A 16488-nucleotide genomic window follows, 5' to 3' on the forward strand; every position below is an offset into this window, starting at 1 on the left:
GTATGCGCAAATCCAGAGATAGAGGTCTCGCCATCACTGCCGGCCTCCTCACCAGCAATGACAGTGAATCACACATCAAAGGCAAACGGAATCCCCACCGATTCCGCTTAGCGCTGACAGACTCTAGTGAAGACTTACGGAAATACACCTAAAATTGCAGAACTCGCGTTCGCGCGGGTGGGCTGTGCATGAGGTATGCAACTGCCCGGCGGCATGTGCAGTGCCGTCGGGTGTTCCATTCAGAAGCGCAAGGGGCGCTTGGCTGAAGGTAACCACGGGCCGGCCGATCCCGTGGCAGCGGCACGCGTTGTTGCGCTCGTTACTCGATAAGCTTGAGACAGGAAATATATCGGCGGCCGATCCGCACCTCCGCCCCATCCGTGATGTCAGCCGTCCAAGTACCGTAGCGTCCCCTGCGAAATCCCTTGATTGCAGCAGTGCGCACAATTGTGCTCCGGTGAACGCGTATGAACTCTGACGACGGAAGCCGGCGCTCGAGCGATGCAAGGGTTTCGTCGAGCAGGTAGCCTTCCCCATCGGCGTGAAGGCGCGAATAATCGCGTTCCGCTTCGATTCTTGTCACGCTAGAGGCTGTGATCCGCAGAATTCTCCCGCGTGAGCGGACCCAGAAGGGCGGAGCGCCGTCCTGTTCGCGCTTCATCGCTTGCTGAAGGGCTTCGAAGGCGGCCTCGAGATCTGAAATTCGCTCTGCAGCGAGGCGGCTGGCGATACGAGTGCGTGCGCGGGCGACTGCGGTTGACAGCCGTACCGCGTCGACGGGCTTCGTGACATAATCGACCGCAGCGGCGGCGAAGGCCGGCAGCGCATAGTCGCCGAATGCGGTTACGAAGATTACCTCGGGGCACGTTCCTTTCAACGCCGCAAGAACGTCGAAGCCGTCTCCGCCGGGCATGCGGACGTCCAGTAACAGCAAATCGGGACGATGCAGGCGTACCTTCTCGACAGCGTCGGACACGTCGCCGGCCTCCGCCAGCACGCGCACGTCACCGATGGAGGCCAACAGACGCGACATGCGCCGCTGCGCGATTGGTTCGTCATCGACCAGTACCGCCGTGATGTCACTCATCGCATCTCCGGCGGCAGTTCCAGGGGCAATATCAACGTCACTGCAAAGCGGCCGGGCGCGATATGGCCGCTTTCCAAGATTGCTTGGCCGGGGAAACGGGCGGCAATGCGGTCTGCGACGTTGCGGAGCCCGATACCCATCCCGTCCGGCAATTTGCCGATGTCCGTTCGTGGCGCGTCGTTCTCCACGCGGATCACGACCGTTTCGCCCTTTCGCTTGGCGCTCAGGACCAGTTCGACCATGCCGCGCGTTGCGCCAACCCCGTGTTTGACGGCGTTCTCGAGGATTGGCTGAAGGATCAGCGGGGGGACACGCGTAGCCTTGACGTCGTCCGTCACCTCCATGACCACATGCATCCGGTCGGAGAAGCGCGTGCTTTCCACGGCGAGATAGTCCGCCTGCAACGCGATCTCCTCCTCCAGTGCAAGATCGTCCGTAGGGTCGATTGCCAGCGTGTGACGCAGGAATGCTGAGAGGCGCATCACCATTGAGCGAGCGCTTTCGTTCGCCCCTTCCTCTATCAGGCCGGCCATCGAGTTCAGCGTGTTGAAGAGAAAATGCGGACTGACCTGGTAGGCAAGCGCGCGCATTTGCGCCGAAAGAGCCTGCTCGCGTAACGCCGCCATACGTCGTTCGCCTTCGCGGAGAGCGAAGCTATAACGCAGGGCGAGGAAAAGGCAGCACCATCCAAAGAAAAGCGACATCCCGTAAATGAGCACATAGGCGAAGGAGCCCTGGTCGAAAGGCGCCTCCTGCGGATACATGCAGGCCACGTAGATGAGATAGTCGACCACCGCATACAGTGGCGCGGCAATCAGCGACAGAAGAAAGGCAACTGCCGCCTGCAGCCAGAGGGCTCGGTGAAGTGTCTTCGACAGCAGTTTCGTCAACAGGAAAGACAGAAGCGCGCCGATCGAGAGCCAGACCACTTTCCCGGGCGCAGATTCGATCGGGTCCGTTCCGGCTATTCCCCAGAGCACGCTGGAAGAGATAAAAACGGCGGCCCAATAGCCCACCGCCAGGCGGATCGTCGCCCGCCGCTCGTCGGCGCGATCCGCTCGTTCGTCACCGTCCCCGTTGGTACGTTCCGCAACACTCCGGGCCATGTCATCCACAATGTCCGACGAGACAACGCTCGACATCCTGCCCTCCGGAACGCCCCGCATGCCTCGCGATATTCCCCGCTTTTGCCGATCCTGTCGATAGACGCTCGTCGTCTGCAGAAGGCTGTTCGCAGAATTCCGCTCAATCTGCGGTGGCGACTGTGCTGTCTGCTGGCGGAAGCAGAAACTTTCGAGATTCGTCGCCGGCCGCCGTCAACGTGACAGCGGACACCAAAACCCGGCGCCGATACGCGGACTTGCGTGTGCAAAAGGCTTCGACTATCCCTCGAACGGTATTTTATGTTAGGATTCAAGGAGTTCTATTAGATGTCAATAATTCCCGGAAATACCTCAACGACGGCGACCATCGCGACGGGGCAGGTCAGGAAGGATGCACTGACCACTGCCGGCGACAGCGATTGGTATCGTGCGACGTTTTCGGCGGGTCTCAGCTACGGGTTCCGTCTATCCGGTGATGGCTCAGGCAGCTCTCTGCCCGACCCCGACCTCTTTCTCTATGATGCCAATGGCACCAAAATCGCAGGAACCACAAACTATTCCTACAGCAGCACGAGCCTGAGTTACCACGCGAGCACCGGCGGTACCTTCTATGTGGGTGTCACCGATACCATGGACCTCGGCAATTATGTACTGACGTGGATCGGGAACGATACGATACGGCGCGACATTGCGACCACCGCGACGCTGTCGCAGGGGGGCTCAGTCAACAGCGCCATCGACGTGTCCGGCGATTCCGACTGGTTCAAGGTTACCATGAAGGCCGGGCTCGACTATGGCTTCCTCGTCAGCGGCGACGGCACGACGGCCTCCCTGCCAGACCCCGATATCCATTTGCGTGATGCCAACGGCAACAAGATCGTATCCAACACCAACTACAGCTATAGCAGCACGTCGATCTCGTACGCTGCCAGCCAAGCGGGCACCTATTTCGTAGAGATCACCGACACGTCCGAGACCGGAAACTACAAGCTGAGCTGGCTTGGAAACGATACGATCGTGCGCAACACGGCTACTACCGCAGTTCTCGAGCAAGGCAAGACAATCGCCAGCAGTATCGATGTGAGGGGCGACGCCGACTGGTTCAAAGTCACGCTGAAGGCCGGAATCAGCTATGCCTTCAAGGTCGCTGGCACGGGTGCCTCGAAGCTGCCAGATGGCGATATTCATCTGCGCGATGCCAACGGGAACGTCATTGCGGGCGAAACCAACTACTCCTCTCCAATCGGGCTGGTCACTTTCACGGCAAAGACCAGCGGCACCTACTTCGTCTCGGTCACAGACAGCTCGGATACGGGAGACTACGTCGTGTCGAACAATGGCTTCGATACGGTCGTAAACAATTCCGGAACCGATCGCAGCCTTCCGGTCGGGACGAGCCTCACAGGTCAGATCGACGTCGAGCGCGACAGCGATTGGTATGCCTTCTCCGTCAAGGCTGGTGTCACCTATCAGTTTTCCGCCGGCGGCACCGGGAGTGCCGGCGTAGACGGAATTCTCCTGAGCCTTCGCGACGCGAATGGCAATCGCCTCGCCTACGCCGCCGACAGCAAGGCAGTTATTGAATTCAAGGCCAGCAGTAGCGGTAAGGTCTTTCTCGATGTGGCCGGCCAGTACTCGACGACGACAGGAAAATTCGTGCTGTCAGCCGTTTCGGATCAGCCGGTCCTCAAGGGCACGTCGGGCGCGGATGTCCTGACCGGCGGTTACACCAACACGACGATCTACGGCTATGGCGGCAAGGACCACCTCAAGGGCGGTGCGGGTAACGATATCCTGATCGGTGGTAAGGGCGCCGACAGGCTGGACGGCGGTGCCGGCAAAGACACGGCTTCGTACCAGGATGCCACGAAAGGCGTCACCGCCAGTCTCGCGAAGGCTTCGAGCAACAGCGGCGAGGCGAAAGGTGACGTCTATGTCTCGATCGAGAATCTGACCGGCTCGCGCTTTGCCGACAAGCTGACCGGGGACAGCAAGGCCAACGTGCTGAAGGGCGGCGCCGGCAAGGATCTGCTGATCGGCGGCAAGGGCGCCGACGACCTCTATGGCGGGAAAGGAGCCGACACCTTCGTGTTCAAGTCGACGGCCGAGCTTTCGAAGTCGAAGAGCAAGACCGACACGATCTTCGATTTCTCGCGAAAGGAGAAGGATCACATCGACTTCTCTGGGATCGACGCCAACACCGGAAAGAAGGGCGATCAGGCGTTCTCATTCGTCGGCACCGACAAGTTCACCAAGACCGCCGGCGAACTGCGTTACGAGAAGACCAAGGCCGACACCTATGTCTATGGCGACGTCAATGGCGACGGGAAGGCTGACTTCGTCCTCCACGTCGACAGCCTCGTCAGCTTCAAGGCTGGAGATTTCATTCTCTGACGGGGCGAGATCCGTTCTGGGCCTACGCAATTTTAGTCGTCGCCGCGTAAGTCGCGGCGGCGAGTGCCGTGGGGCATGTGTGGATGCGTTTGGGGGTTGATCAGGCAGGTATGTGAAACCCGCCCTTCACCAAAAGGCAACCACCGCCGCCGACATCGTCCGAGGACGACTTTGATCGACCTTGACGGCAAGCCACTCCCGAAAGTCGCGAAGGTCGCTCCGAACGCCTCGGCCACCATCACGATCAAAAACCGCATGGCGATGAAGCGCTTTTTCCAGCGCTCGATGTCGGCCGTAATCGGCTCCACAGTTTCGGGTCCACATCGTCGATGCGTCGATCCATAGCTTCCGACCTCTGGTACTCGCGCCTGATCCTGATCGGCGAGAGAATACGATCAACATTGGCGTCGACAGAGCCGAGCTGCTGGTGCACGGCGACAGCAATTAGCAACAATGTCCTCATAGAAATTGAAGACCCGGTTGTCTCACCATGGCATGACGAGAGCACCCGGCGCGGAACACATCCGAGGCCACCGCTCTGACGCGCAGTGACCCCTTGATTATCGACAATCAGATGACCTGACCGCCGGAGACTTCGATGCGCTGTGCAGTGATCCAGCGATTGTCGGGGCCGAGCAGGCTCGCGACCATTGGCCCAATATCGTCGGGTACGCCCACGCGACCGAGCGCAGTCATGCCGGCGAACTGCTTGTTGAGATCCGGCATGTCACGAACGGCGCCGCCGAGGAAGTCGGTTTCAATGGCTCCCGGCGCCACCGTATCCGCAGTAATCCCGCGTTCAGCGAGTTCCTTAGCCATGTAGAGGGTAAGGAACTCGACGGCACCCATGGCGGCAGAGTACGCGGAGAAGCCGGCTGCCGACACGCGGGTAAGACCTAACGAAAAATTGACGATGCGGCCACCGTCCGCCAACAGCGGCAATAGGGTCTGCGTGAGAAAAAGACGCCTTTGACATGGGTGTTGAAGAGAGCATCGAACTGGGCCTCGGTTGTCTCGGCAAAGCCCGCCATTTCGCCCTGGCCCGTATTGTTCACCAGGTGGTCGAAGGTGTCGCGGTCCGAGGCCGTTGACAGGACATGCCGGAGATTTCGGCGAACGCCCTGAACGAGGCGACATCGGTGACATCGAGTTGAACGGCCACCGCCTTGCGCCCAAGGGCTTCGATCTCCGCGACGACCGCCTGCGCATCGCCAGCACCGCTGCGGTAGGTCAGGATGACGTCGCCGCCATGCCGGGCGATGCTGATTGCAGTGTTGCGGCCAAGGCCGCGGTTACCGCCGGTGATGATGGATTCTGTGCTCATGTCTGCCTTCCCTCTATCTGAGATGTGGTTCGTGACGGGGATGTCATGACAGGCGGAACCTTTCTCCGGTTGCCGGATCCTTGATGAGGCTTGCCTATTTCTTCAAAGCATCGTGTGGCCGGGCCTGCAGAACGCGGTCGGCCATCTGCGAGGCGTGCCGAGTAGTTTGAGGGATCGGTCAGGGGAAGACGCTCTAGCCCGAGCGGGAACGCCACGCCCTGTGTTTCCGAAAGCACATCGAGGAGCGGGCGCGCCGGCAGGCGGCGTAGAGCAGGTCATGGTCCGTCTGACGGCCATCCGTAGCTTGTCGGGGTTGAGACACCGCCACGGCCGGACGAGCGCGTCGAACACCGCAGTTGGACATCGGCGATCAGTCGGTCGGGCGCGATTGTTTTTTTGCGAATCATCCGATTTGCCAGTCTACGCATTGTAGATGCAGCCCCCGATCGGCTCGCTTTTTCGGAGAGGCATGAGTAGCCTTGGCTAACCGTCGTGCAGCGCCTGACGCAGGCTATAGGTTTCGGCATCCTCGAAGCCGTCGGTGGCCGGGATCAGAGAGTCGAACCTCTCACTTATAGAGACGCAGGCCGCTCACCCTGAGGGTGGAGACCGCTAGTGGACAGAGTTCTCGCCTTCGCCAAGGTCCTCGCCGGCCGTTGGCGCATCGTCGAGATGGACCACTGGGACAACGACGTCCGGGATCTGGTCGCGGACGCGCATCGCACCTTCGTCGCCAACGGTTTCGCGCGGGCCGCCGTCATCCTTCCAGACTTGGCGCGCTCGGGATGTCGGGAAGCTACAACTCCTTCGGCTCGACTTCGGTCGCACCCATGCATAAGCGGGACTGGCTTTTGGTGCTGACGTGCCGGTTGAGCCTGTGGCGCGTCGAGGAAAATGCCTGTGGATCGCGTTATCGTCGCGTCATATGAAACGACCAGGCGATGGGGCTGCAAATTCGGCACGGTTTACGCCAAGCAGTTGCGCAGAATGGCATCTTGGTCATACGTCAGGGGATTCGTGGCATCCACGATCCATTAGCCATGCTGCTGGACACTCAAGCCGCCGTCGATGGTCAGACATGTGGCATTCATGAACGGACACTCGTCGGAAATCATGAATACGGCGGCAAGGGCAATCTCTTCCGGTGAAGCAATGCGGCCGCCGGGATGCAGCTTCATCGTCTCTGCTTTTGCCGCAACCGGGTCGGGAAAGCTGTTCCAGTAGTCGATGACCTTCTGCGTGGAGACGTAGCCCGGCGCCAACGCGTTTACACGCACGCCCTTATACGCATATTCGAGACCGAGCGACCGGGTCATGCCGAGCAGCGCGTGCTTGGCAAGGGGATACGGAAAGGTATGCGGGATAATCGTGAACGCATGGGTGGACGCGATATTGAGCACCACGCCGCCGCCGGCCGCGATGAGCCCGGGCAGAACGGCCTTGGTACAATTCCAGGCACCCTTGAGGTTGATGTCGAAACAGCGCTGCCATTCCGCATCGCTGGTTTCGAGCGGCTCATAAAAAACGTTGACACCGGCATTGTTGATCAGCGCGTTGATCGGGCCGATCTCGGCAGCGGCACGCTGGACGGTATCCTCGATCGCGGCAACATCGGTAATGCTTGCGCATGCGAAGCCGGCCACGGCATTCGTGGAATTCAGGGCTAACGTTTCCTTCCTGAGACGATCCGCATCCGTATCGATAAGAAACAGGCGCGCGCCTTCTGCCGCGCACGCCTTGGCGATCGCAAGGCCGATACCTTGCGCAGCACCGGTGATCATGATCCGCTTGCCCTTAAGACGATCCGTCATGCTCTGATCTCCTGTCTCACCACTCTGCAAAGCTGCCGTCTTCATGGCGCCAGATCGGGTTGCGCCAGCGATGCCCCTCCTTGGCGCGCTCAATGACATAGGCTTCATCGACCTCGATACCGAGGCCGGGGCCTTGCGGTATGTTGACAAAGCCGTCGGCATACTGGAAGACGTCCTTGTTCGAGATGTAGTCGAGGATATCGTTGCTCTTGTTGTAGTGTATGCCCAGGCTCTGTTCCTGAATGAAGGCGTTGTAGCTGACAGCGTCGATCTGCAGACAGGCGGCAAGGGCGATCGGTCCCAGTGGGCAGTGGGGCGCGAGCGCCACGTCATAGGCCTCCGCCATGGCCGCGATCTTGCGGCATTCCGTGATACCGCCGGCATGGGAGAGATCCGGCTGGATGATATCGACGAAGCCGTCGGACAGGACTTGCTTGTAATCCCAGCGCGAGTAGAGCCGTTCTCCCAGCGCGATCGGCGTCGAAGTGTGATTGACGATGTCGCGCAGTGCCTCCTTGTTTTCCGACAGAACCGGCTCCTCGATGAACATCAGTTTGTAGGGATCGAGTTCCTTGGCCAGTACCTTGGCCATCGGCTTGTGGACGCGGCCGTGGAAATCGACGCCGATGCCAATGTAGGGGCCGACCGCCTCGCGGATGGCGGCGATGGTCTGGACGGCCTTTTCGACCTTGTCGTAGCTATCGACGATCTGCATTTCCTCGCAGCCGTTGAGCTTGATCGCCTTGAACCCGCGGGCCACCACATCCCTTGCATTGTTGGCGACGTCGGCGGGACGATCGCCTCCGATCCAGGAATAGACCTTGATCTTGTCGCGCACCTGACCGCCGAGCAGCGAATGGATCGGCTGACCGAGCGCCTTGCCCTTGATGTCCCAGAGCGCTTGGTCGATGCCGGAAATGGCGCTCATATGCACGGCGCCGCCGCGATAGAAACCGCCGCGATACATGACATTCCAGTGATCCTCGATCAGGAAGGGATCCTTGCCGATCAGGTAATCTTCCAGTTCGTGAACCGCGGCCTGCACCGTCAGCGCCCGCCCCTCGACCACCGGCTCGCCCCAGCCGACGATACCTTCATCCGTCTCGATCTTCAGGAACAACCAGCGTGGCGGCACGATGTGGGTAGTGAGTTTGGTAATTTTCATCGGGTCATGCCTTCTTGCTGGGCGCAGACTGGATTGAAACGAAGCGAAGACGGGACATTACGACCGCCTACGCAAGTATGAGATCAGCGGCCTTTGCGGCGGCACCGAGAACCGCGGCATTGGTGTTGCCACTCACGATGGTAGGCATGATCGAGGCATCGATGACGCGCAGCCGATCGACGCCGCGGACTTTCAGGTCCGCTGTCAGAACGGCTTCCGGATCCCGGTCATGCCCCATCCTGCAGGTGCCGACGGGATGATAACCGGTCTTGACGGTGCGGCAGCAATGATCGGCGATCGCCTCGTCACTGGTCACGGTGATACCGGGGAAAATTTCTTTGTCGATCAGTTCGCGCATCGGCGAGGCGGCAAGAACGGTGCGGGCGAAGCGAAAGCTTGCGATTGTCAGACGCAGGTCGTCCGGATGCGTGAAGATCTGGGTGTCGACGATAGGGTTGGCAAAGGGGTCGGTCGAGGCAAGCGTGACGCTGCCGCGGGCCTTGGGCCGTAGAAGCAACGAGTTGATGGTGACGCCATCGCCGGGATCGGTGCCCATCACATCCCGATCGAGATAGACGGTCGGAACGCAGAACATCTGGATGGTCGGCTCGGCATTGTTGCCGTCCGGGTCGTAGAAGGCGCAGGTCTCGACACCCGTCGTGGTCGCCGGACCGGATTTGAATAGCAGATATTGCAGCCCTGCCTTGATCATCGGCCAGCCGCGATCGGCCCCATAATAGCCGAACGAACCCTTGGTCGTGGCGACGACGGGGCACTCATAGTGATCCTGCAGGTTCTTGCCGACTCCGGCTAGTGCCACGGTGGTCCTGATTCCGTGGCGGGCAAGTTCCTCTTCCGGGCCGATGCCGGCAAGCATCATGATTTTCGGCGTCTGATAGGCACCTGCGGCCAGTATCACTTCGACGCCGGCAGTGGCTGTCTTTTTCGAGCCGTTCTGCATGTAATCGACGCCGACGGCCCTGCCATTTTCAAGCACGAGCCGAGTGACAGTCGCCTCGGCTTCGATCGTCAGCAGCGGATCGTTCATGACGGGGGCGAGAAACGCATCGACAGCGCTGCAGCGGCGGCGGGTCTGCCAGTCGATCGTATGCTGCATGAAGCCGACGCCGAACTGCTCGGCGCCGTTGAAATCCGGATTATAGGGAATGCCCATGCCCTGCAGGGTTTTGACATAGGTGCGCGTCATTGGGCTGGTATGGCCGAGATCCGAAATCTTCAGCGGCCCGCCAACCCCATGGAATTCACCGCCGAGATGATCATTGTCTTCCTGCGCCTTAAAATAAGGCAGGATATCGCGGTACGACCATGCCCCATCGTTGTTTGAACCCGGCTCGGTGACCGCCTCGTTCCAGCGATCATAATCGGCCGCCTGCCCGCGCATGTAGACCATGGCATTGACCGTGCTGCCGCCACCCAGGACCTTGCCCTGCGGCACGATCGGGCCACGCCCGTTCAATTGGTCCTGTGGCTTTGTCTGGTGCATCGACAGATAGGTGTCTTTCGCCAGAAACTTCATGTAGCCGGCCGGGAAATGCAGGATCGGATTGGCCTTGCGGGGGCCGCGCTCCAGCATCAGAACGCGGGCCTTGCCATCGCGCACGAGACGCGCCGCGACGACGCAGGCCGAACTGCCGCCGCCGACGATGATATAGTCGTATGTCGTCCCTTGGGACATGTCCAAATCTCCAACCGCGCTGGCGGTAAGTGTTACTGGTCTGTCCAGACCGACGGCTTCATGTGGATGCTGCCCGTGAGCGTTTCCCCGGGTTCAAGCACTGTTAAATCCCCGAGTCCCCGCATGTTGTGGCCATCTGCCAGGTGCGACATCGGTTCGAAACAGAAATAATCCCGTTGGAAAGCCGGATCGAAATCCGTGTCGGACACGAAGACGAAAGCATGGCGAAACAGTGGATCGGCCGTCAGCGAAAGTTGCGCCTGGCGCTCCGGCCAGACAATCTGCGCTTCGCCGCACCAATCCTCAAAGCCGTTGTTAACCCAGCGATAAGGCAGGCCGCGCCGATCGCTGAAATCGACATCCGCCGGGATCTCCGTTGCCTCGCCCGGCAGCCAGCCGTCCACCTCCGTCCAGTATTTCCGCGCAGGCGCGAGCAGGGTTGTCTCCGGCGTCATCGGAAAATAGGGATGCCAACCAAGCCCGAAGGGAAGCGCGCGTTCCCCCTTGTTGGTGACAGACAGCGTCAATTCGATGCCATCATCCTGCAGCACGAAACGCTGGGTCGCGGCATAGTTGTAGGGTGTGATCCGGTTCGCTGCGTTTTGAAACGAAAGCTCCAGCAAACGGGCCGTCTGTTGCTCGACGGCCCAGTCGGCCTGCCAACCTTCGCCGTGCAGGTAGTGGCTGTCCCAATCGGTATTCGCCTGGAAATGATAGTCGCGTCCGCGAAAGCTGAAACGGTTGTCCCGGACACGATTGCCGAAGGGCACCAGAGGATAGCAGCCGGAAGCCAATGCGTCTGCGTCATCACTTGGGGCTTGGCGCAGAAGCGGCAGCCGGCCTTGGTGTCGCTCCCACCAGAAACCGAGCACGATGCCGCCCTTGGTGGATATACGAGCCGAAAGGCTTTTTCTGCTAAGATCGACAATGGTCACGGCCTACCCCTTGTTGCGGGCCGCGCCGCGCTTGATCGCCTGGATATTGGCGAGAACCGCGATGACAATGATGAGGCCGCGTACCACCTGCTGGAAGAACGGATTGATGCCGAGAAGCACAAGGCCGTTGCCGATCAGTGTGATAACCAGGACACCCAGCAATGTTCCGAGCATAGAGCCGCGCCCGCCGGAAAGGGCCGTGCCGCCGACGACGACAGCGGCAATCACGTCGAATTCAAGGCCGCTTGCCGCCGTCGCATTGCCGGAGCCGAGGCGCGAGAGAAGGAGGATGCCGGATACGGCCGCCATGGCGCCGGCAATGGCAAACAGGGCGACGCGAATGCGAGAGACATTGATGCCGGAGAGAAACGCCGCATGCGGATTGCCGCCGATGGCAAAGACTGAACGCCCGAAAGCGGTCTTGCGGCTGACGAAAGCAAAGACGGCAAACAGCGCAAGCATGATGATGGCCGCCGGAGGAACGCCCAAAACCGGCCGGTCAAGCATGTCGACGATGTCATTGCGGCCGATCGAGACGGGCAGCGCGTCGGTGACGAACAGAGCCGTGCCGCGCAGCGCGCTCCACAGGCCGAGCGTAGCGACGAAGGACGGCACATCGAAATAGGCGCGCAGGATGCCGGCAATGGAGGCGAGCGCGGCCCCGATCGCGATGGCGAAGACGAAGGCGATCGGCGTCGGCACGCCCCATTGCAGCAGATAGGCGAGCGCCACGGAAATGAAGGCCACCATCGGGCCGACGCTGACGTCGATTTCACCGGAGATGATGATCAGCGTCGCCGCCCACGCGGCAATGCCGATGGTTGCCGCATCGCGCAGGATGTTGATCTGGTTGTTGAACGTCATGAAGCCGCCGGCCGTCGCGGTGAAGACGATGTAAAGCACGGCGATCGCAACGAAGAGGCTGATTTCGTTCATGTGCTGCGTGAAGCCCCCGCGCCGGCGCTGGGCGGAAGCGGGCGTCTTGGCTGCCTGTTCCATGGACATTGCGTATTCTCCGTCAGTGACCGACGATGCAGGCGGCCATGACAGCATCCTGATCGATATCGGGGGATGTGAATTCTTCCTTCAATGTGCCTTCGCGCAGGACCACGACACGGTCGCAGACGAGCGGCAGCTCCTCGATCTCGCTGGAGACGAAGATGATGCTGCGGCCTTCGGCGGCGAGTTGGCGTATGATGGCGTAGATTTGGGCCTTCGCCTCGACATCGACGCCGCGCGTCGGTTCATCGAGCAGGAGGATACGGCTGTTGGCATGGACCCAGCGCCCGATGACGACCTTTTGCTGGTTACCGCCCGACAATGTGCCGATCGGCGTATCGGTCTCTGCCGTCTTCACGTGCAGTCGCTGGATAACCCTGCGCGTCGCGTCCGCCATCCGCCTTGCCGACAAGACGCCGTAGGAGCTCACTGTGAAAAAATTGGTGGAGACCGTGTTCTCGTCGACACCTAGAAGCGGCACGATACCCTCTTCCTTGCGGCTTTCCGGCGTATAGCCGAAGCCCGCGTCAAGCATGCGCCTGTAATTGGGCCGGCCGACCGGTTTTCCATCAACGGAAACCGTGCCGCGATCGAATGAAGTAACACCCATAATCGCCTGCAGCAGTTCCGTACGGCCCGAACCCAGCAGGCCGGCAATGCCAAGCACCTCTCCCTGGCGCAGCTTGAAGGAGATAGAGGAGAGCTTCGGCGCCAGCGCCAGCTGCGCCACTTCGAGCACGACGCTCTCGCGGGTTTTTGTTTCGAGCTTGGCCGCCTGCGCGGCTTCGGAGCCGAGCATCAGCCGGACGATTTCGCGGGTATCCGCGCCGGCCACGTCAACCGTGTCGATGATCCGGCCGTCGCGCATCACGGTTGCCGATTGCGAGATCCGCCGAATCTCGTTCATCCGGTGGCTGACATAGATGACTGCGATGCCTTCGCTGGCAACGCGCTTGACTGCGGTCATCACCTTCTCCGCTTCTGCCGCAGCAAGCGAACTGGTCGGCTCGTCGAGAATAACGAGCCTGGGCTTGCCGAGCAGCACGCGGGCGATCTCCAGAAGCTGGCGCTCGGCGGGGCTCAGGCCGGTAACGAGTCTGGACGGCGGCAGGTCTAGGCCAAGGCGTGCCATTGCCTCTTGCGCCTGCGTTTCCATCTCGGCATAGCTGAGAATGCCGGCCTTGCGCGGCCAGCGGCCAAGAAAAAGGTTCTCAGCGAGCGTCATGCCGGGCACCAGGGAGAGTTCCTGATAAACGACGCGAACGCCCTTCGAGAAGGCTTCCTGCGCCCGCGCCGAACCGGATTGCGTCAGTTCCTCGCCGCCGATGCGCACCGTGCCGGTGTCCGGCACTTCCGCACCCGTCAGCATGCGGATCAGCGTGGATTTACCAGCGCCGTTTTTTCCCAGAAGTGCGCGGACTTCGCCCGCCGCCACGTCGAAACTGGCATTGTCGAGCGCCAGCACTCCAGGATAGCGCTTCGTGCAGCCGTCGATCGACGCAATAATAGTACGTTCAGGGCTCTGGCTGGCAGCGGTGTTCATCATGAGAAGGCCTGTATCGGAGTTGTTCGCCATCGCGATCTTGGCGTGCCCCCGGCCGGACAGACTGAGAAGTCCATCCGGTCGGTCAGGTCAGTTATGTCAGCCTTTCGGCAGGACAGCTTGGGAGATCACGGAATACCGTCGGAATGGGCTTCAAGCCAGGCCTTGCCGGATTCCGCCGTGTTGTAGAGGTCGATCTCGTAGGGTACCTTGATGTCGGCAGGTGCCTGACCGTCGATCGACTTGATCGCCTGCGCCAGGGCAAGCTTGCCGAGTCCCTGACCGGAGATATCCACCACAGCCTTGATGACGGTGAAATCAACCAGTTCCTGGGCGATTTCCGTTGTCATGTCGCCACCGAAGACCACCGTCTTGCCGACACGGCCCTGGCTCTTTACGGCGCGGGCAGCACCCAGCGTCGCGCCACCGGCTTCACCGAAGAAGGCGTCAAGGTCCGGATGGGACGAGAGCATGGTGCTGGCGACGGAGACCGCCTTGTCGAGCGTTGCCCCCTCCTGGTTGGCGACGATCTGCGCACCCGGCACCTTGGCCTTCAGAGCTTCCTCGAAACCTTTGCGACGGATGACGCAGACCTCGACGAATTCGCAGTTGAGAACGCCGATCTTCGGCGCGTCCTTCTTCTCGGCGAGGAAATACTCGGCGGCGGCATTGCCCAGCTTGAAGCCGAAATCAAAGGGGTCGCCGACGGCGTAGGCCGAGACGAATTCCTTCATGTCCTTTTCGCCGAGGCAGGTATTGTAGCAAACGACCGGAATGCCGGCGTCATGGGCACGCTGGATGGCGCGATAGGAACCATCGGCCGAAACCGGCGAAACGATGATTGCCTGTACGCCGGCAGAGATCAGCGAGTCGATGAAGGACGATTCCTTGCTGACATCGCCCTGCGCGTTGGTCTCGATGATCTCGAGCTTGCGCCCGGCATCGGTCGCACCGGCCTGAATGCCCTTGCGGACTCCGGCATAGAAGCCCTGCGCATCCATATAGATCGCGCCGACCTTCAGATCCTTGTATTGCGCTGAAACGGACCCGGCGGCCGCACCAAAGGCTAATACCGTCATCGCCGTCAAAACGGCGGTTTTCATGAGCTTCATACGCTCCTCCCAAATGAAATCTATCCTGTGATGGGCGCCCCGAAATGGTCGCGATCCCGCACCTCCGACGGAACGCCCCTAGCATATCGTTGATCATATCATTGTCAATATAAATACGATTTATTTTATGGCAACAGGCAGTTGAAAATTTCGCCTTCGAAACGAAGGATGCGCAGGGGCATTCCCGATTTTCAAATATTTCCACTTTTTATCAATTACTTCCACGGCAATTACGCCAGAACGCCTTTTGGAAACTGGAAATAAAAGAGCTTGATATAAATATTATTTATTCCTAGATTGATCTCTTGATGCTATAATTCGGCATTCTATGCTGGCAACCTGACACGGCAGACTGCCGTCTGAGGGAGAGTAAGATGACAGTGGCGCGGACGGCAGGAATGGTTTCCGCCAAGGGCCTTCCCATCGCCGACAGCGGCAAGCGAAGCGTTCGTGAAGGACTCCTCCAGCAACTTGTCGATATGATCGTGTCCGGCGAGATGGCCGAAGGCTCAATCCTGCCGAACGAAGCCGATCTGACCGACAAGTTCGGCGTCAGCCGCACGACGCTGCGAGAGGCCATGCAATACCTCTCCGCCCTTGGCATCGTCCGTTCGCGCACGAGGGCAGGAACGACAATACTGCCACGAGAGAACTGGAATTATCTGGACCCATTGGTGCTTGATGCGACGCTGAAGTTTGGCGCTGACGAACATTTCTACATATCGCTGATCGAAGCCCGCCAGTTGCTGGAACCGGCCGCAGCGGCTCAGGCAGCAGCCAATGCAACGGCGCGTCAACTGTTCCAGATTTCGAAAGCATTCGAGGAAATGGTCGGGGCCAATGCGCGCGATACCGAAGAATGGAGCCGCGCAGATCTGGACTTCCACACCGCCATCATCAACGCGAGCGGCAATTGGGTCTACCGGCAGTTTGCCACGGCCATCCGCGCGGCACTGCTTGCCAGCTTCCGGCTGACTAATCGTGCAAGCCAGTCCCACGAACAGGCGATATCGAAGCATCAGGATGTACTGGAAGCGATTAGGATGCGGCAGCCCAACGTCGCACGCCACGCAATGGAACAATTGATCGGCGTCGCCCGAAGCGAGATCGCCGAGGCATTGCGAGACGCTCGCCCGTAGACCATTCCATGAGTGATCTGAACGCTTCAAACTGGACCGATTTTGGTTAGAGATTTCCGGTGATTTTTCCTGGCTGGGAAAGGAACGGAAGACGATGAAGGCATCGCAGTTTTCGGACGCGCAGAAGGCGTTCATTCTGAAGCAGGGTGACGAAGGGGTGACGGTCGCGGAGATCTGCCG

General features: G+C 60.1%; 11 protein-coding genes and 2 pseudogenes. 3 read left to right on the forward strand and 10 right to left on the reverse strand.

The genetic code is table 11. The features are described from left to right. Positions 1-319 precede the first annotated feature (319 nt). Entirely contained in the window at positions 320-1087 is a 768-nt protein-coding gene (locus HV823_RS25910) for a LytR/AlgR family response regulator transcription factor (protein ID WP_176952558.1), read from the reverse strand. Then, positions 1084-2229 (reverse strand): sensor histidine kinase, encoded by a 1146-nt coding sequence (locus tag HV823_RS25915; RefSeq protein ID WP_246302006.1) that lies wholly within the window; start codon positions 2227-2229, stop codon positions 1084-1086. The genes HV823_RS25910 and HV823_RS25915 overlap by 4 nt, the downstream gene beginning before the upstream one ends. Before the next feature lie 288 nt (positions 2230-2517). Between HV823_RS25915 and HV823_RS25920 the strand changes: the two genes are divergently transcribed. Then, positions 2518-4584, forward strand: coding sequence for a pre-peptidase C-terminal domain-containing protein (locus HV823_RS25920; RefSeq protein WP_176952559.1), 2067 nt, complete (start codon positions 2518-2520; stop codon positions 4582-4584). A gap of 570 nt (positions 4585-5154) precedes the next feature. On the opposite strand, the pseudogene HV823_RS25925 reads toward HV823_RS25920, so the two are convergent. Next, positions 5155-5908: pseudogene (locus HV823_RS25925) on the reverse strand (SDR family NAD(P)-dependent oxidoreductase). 903 nt (positions 5909-6811) lie between these two features. Between HV823_RS25925 and HV823_RS26945 the strand changes: the two are divergent. Beyond that, positions 6812-6895 (forward strand): annotated as a pseudogene (locus HV823_RS26945) (IS6 family transposase); the annotation flags it as partial. Between the two features lie 47 nt (positions 6896-6942). Here the strand turns inward: HV823_RS26945 and HV823_RS25930 are convergent. From HV823_RS25930 to HV823_RS25960, 7 genes are all read right to left on the reverse strand, one after another. Next, on the reverse strand, positions 6943-7719 hold the full coding sequence (locus HV823_RS25930; protein ID WP_176952560.1) for an SDR family oxidoreductase: 777 nt from the start codon (positions 7717-7719) through the stop codon (positions 6943-6945). Positions 7720-7735: 16 nt separating this feature from the next. Continuing rightward, positions 7736-8911: a galactonate dehydratase gene (gene dgoD / locus HV823_RS25935; RefSeq protein ID WP_281374147.1), complete on the reverse strand. Its 1176-nt coding sequence runs from the start codon at positions 8909-8911 to the stop codon at positions 7736-7738. Positions 8912-8951: 40 nt separating this feature from the next. Continuing rightward, positions 8952-10580 carry a GMC family oxidoreductase gene (locus HV823_RS25940; RefSeq protein WP_176952562.1) on the reverse strand — a complete coding sequence of 543 codons (1629 nt, stop codon included), beginning with the start codon at positions 10578-10580 and terminating at the stop codon, positions 8952-8954. 32 nt (positions 10581-10612) lie between these two features. Then, positions 10613-11515: an aldose epimerase family protein gene (locus HV823_RS25945; RefSeq protein WP_176952563.1), complete on the reverse strand. Its 903-nt coding sequence runs from the start codon at positions 11513-11515 to the stop codon at positions 10613-10615. 3 nt (positions 11516-11518) lie between these two features. Further along, entirely contained in the window at positions 11519-12520 is a 1002-nt protein-coding gene (locus tag HV823_RS25950; RefSeq protein ID WP_176952564.1) for an ABC transporter permease, read from the reverse strand. A gap of 13 nt (positions 12521-12533) precedes the next feature. Further along, positions 12534-14090, reverse strand: coding sequence for a sugar ABC transporter ATP-binding protein (locus HV823_RS25955; protein WP_246302007.1), 1557 nt, complete (start codon positions 14088-14090; stop codon positions 12534-12536). 95 nt (positions 14091-14185) lie between these two features. Continuing rightward, positions 14186-15169, reverse strand: coding sequence for a substrate-binding domain-containing protein (locus tag HV823_RS25960; protein ID WP_176952565.1), 984 nt, complete (start codon positions 15167-15169; stop codon positions 14186-14188). 398 nt (positions 15170-15567) lie between these two features. On the opposite strand from HV823_RS25960, the gene HV823_RS25965 reads away from it, so the two are divergent. Then, positions 15568-16308, forward strand: coding sequence for a FadR/GntR family transcriptional regulator (locus tag HV823_RS25965; RefSeq protein ID WP_425487706.1), 741 nt, complete (start codon positions 15568-15570; stop codon positions 16306-16308). Positions 16309-16488: the final 180 nt, after the last annotated feature.

The organism is Mycoplana rhizolycopersici (assembly GCF_013378445.1).
Classification (GTDB): Bacteria; Pseudomonadota; Alphaproteobacteria; order Rhizobiales; family Rhizobiaceae; genus Mycoplana; species Mycoplana rhizolycopersici.

What these genes read in the sequence shown, in the direction of transcription:
- HV823_RS25910 (WP_176952558.1), bottom strand. Translation starts at nt 1,087, where the DNA reads ATGAGTGACATCACGGCGGTACTGGTCGATGACGAACCAATCGCGCAG.
- HV823_RS25915 (WP_246302006.1), bottom strand. Translation starts at nt 2,229, where the DNA reads ATGTCGAGCGTTGTCTCGTCGGACATTGTGGATGACATGGCCCGGAGT.
- HV823_RS25920 (WP_176952559.1), top strand. Translation starts at nt 2,518, where the DNA reads ATGTCAATAATTCCCGGAAATACCTCAACGACGGCGACCATCGCGACG.
- HV823_RS25930 (WP_176952560.1), bottom strand. Translation starts at nt 7,719, where the DNA reads ATGACGGATCGTCTTAAGGGCAAGCGGATCATGATCACCGGTGCTGCG.
- HV823_RS25940 (WP_176952562.1), bottom strand. Translation starts at nt 10,580, where the DNA reads ATGTCCCAAGGGACGACATACGACTATATCATCGTCGGCGGCGGCAGT.
- HV823_RS25950 (WP_176952564.1), bottom strand. Translation starts at nt 12,520, where the DNA reads ATGTCCATGGAACAGGCAGCCAAGACGCCCGCTTCCGCCCAGCGCCGG.
- HV823_RS25955 (WP_246302007.1), bottom strand. Translation starts at nt 14,090, where the DNA reads ATGGCGAACAACTCCGATACAGGCCTTCTCATGATGAACACCGCTGCC.
- HV823_RS25960 (WP_176952565.1), bottom strand. Translation starts at nt 15,169, where the DNA reads ATGAAGCTCATGAAAACCGCCGTTTTGACGGCGATGACGGTATTAGCC.
- HV823_RS25965 (WP_425487706.1), top strand. Translation starts at nt 15,568, where the DNA reads ATGGTTTCCGCCAAGGGCCTTCCCATCGCCGACAGCGGCAAGCGAAGC.